Consider the following 1,504-nt stretch of genomic DNA (forward strand, 5'->3'; position numbering starts at 1 on the left):
GAGGCAGCGCAGGCCTCGCGCAGCTTCTACGGCCTGCTCGCGCGCCGCGCCCTCGGCATCCCTGCGGGCTTCGCCTGCGAGCGCGCTCTGGTCCTCGTTGCGCAGGAACAGCGCACGCGCGACCTCGGCGCGCAGGCTGGCGGCATGGGTGGGGTCCGTGTCGATTGCGGAACGGATCTCGGCGAGCGCGCGCGCCACCCTGTCGGCGCGCAGGTGCTGGCGGACGCTGCGCTCCAGCGCGAGATTGCGCGTGAAGGCGCGCGGCGCGGCCTCGATCTCCTCGGGCGGCGTCTCCGCGGCGGGCAGTTCGCTGACCTCCGGCGCGGCCGGCAGGGCCGTGCCGCGCGGCGCGCGCATCACGAGCAGGCGGTGGATGCGCGGCGCATCCGGATGGTCGCCATAGGCCTCCAGCCAGGCGGCGAGTTCGTCGACGCGGGCGCGCGTATGCGGCCCGAGCAGGCGGTCGGCGATCACGTGTCCGACCAAGAGCCGGTCGGAGAGGCGCGCGAGATCGGCATCGGCGGCGGCGAAGCGGCCATGCTCCTGGGCGGCGAAGATGCGTCGGTAGAGGGCTGCGTCGGCCGGGCCGAGCACGGCCGGAAGGCCCGGCAGCGCACCTGTCACCGGCCTCGGCACCGCCAGCGCGACCTGGTCCTGGCCGCGCGCGGCGCCCGCAAGCCCGACCAGCGCCAGGAATGCCGCCCCCCAGATCAGACCCGCCGCGGTGCCGCGGGCCCTTGCCTCCTCGGTTCCTCGCATGGCAAGGGCTGCGTTAACCGAGCGTCAACCATTTCGTCCACGCCGATATGCGGGACGAATCCCGCTCCGCGAGATGCTTGACGACAGATCAATACGCTCGGGCGCGTTCCTCGCGTGCCTTAGTTCTGCCGCATCTGTGGCAGCATCCCATCGTACCGACGACGCAGCATCAGCAGGTCGCTCCAGGCATCTCGTTTCGCGCCCGGATTGCGCAGCAGATAGGCCGGATGCAGCGTCGGCAGGACGGGGATCGGCGCCTCCAGTTCCGGCAGCGCGAGCTCGCGCCAGCGTCCGCGCAGTCGCGTGATGCCCTCGCGCGCGCCGAGCAGGCTGCGCGCCGGCACGCCGCCCGCCAGCACGAGCAGGCGCGGCCGCGCGAGCACGATGTGGCGGATCAGGAACGGCAGGCAGACCGCGATCTCGGCATCCGTCGGGTTGCGGTTGCCCGGCGGCCGCCACGGCAGCACGTTGGTGATGTAGACCTCGCCGCGCGTGCGGGAGAGACCGATGCTCGCGAGCATGCGGTCGAGCAGCTTCCCCGAGGGGCCGACGAAGGGCAGGCCGGCACGGTCCTCCTCCGAGCCCGGCCCCTCGCCGATCAGCATCACGGGTGCCGAAGGATCGCCGTCCGCAAAGACCAGGTTGGTCGCGGTCTCCCTGAGCGCGCAGCCGTCGAAGCGGGCGAGCGCCTCGCGCAGCGCGGCGAGCGTGTCGGCCGCCGCCGCGGCGGCCTCGGCGCGCGCCC

At 73.7% G+C, this 1,504-nt stretch carries 1 protein-coding gene and 1 pseudogene; both read right to left on the reverse strand.

Annotated features, from left to right (window positions below; translation table 11 throughout):
* A pseudogene (locus FK498_RS18635) lies at positions 1 to 759 on the reverse strand (hypothetical protein); the annotation flags it as partial.
* A 119-nt stretch (positions 760 to 878) separates the two neighbouring features.
* The coding region (locus FK498_RS18640) for a uracil-DNA glycosylase (protein ID WP_141857190.1) at positions 879 to 1,504 on the reverse strand (626 nt) is incomplete at its 5' end.

This window comes from Elioraea sp. Yellowstone, assembly GCF_006704265.1.
In the GTDB taxonomy this organism is placed as follows: domain Bacteria; phylum Pseudomonadota; class Alphaproteobacteria; order Acetobacterales; family Acetobacteraceae; genus Elioraea.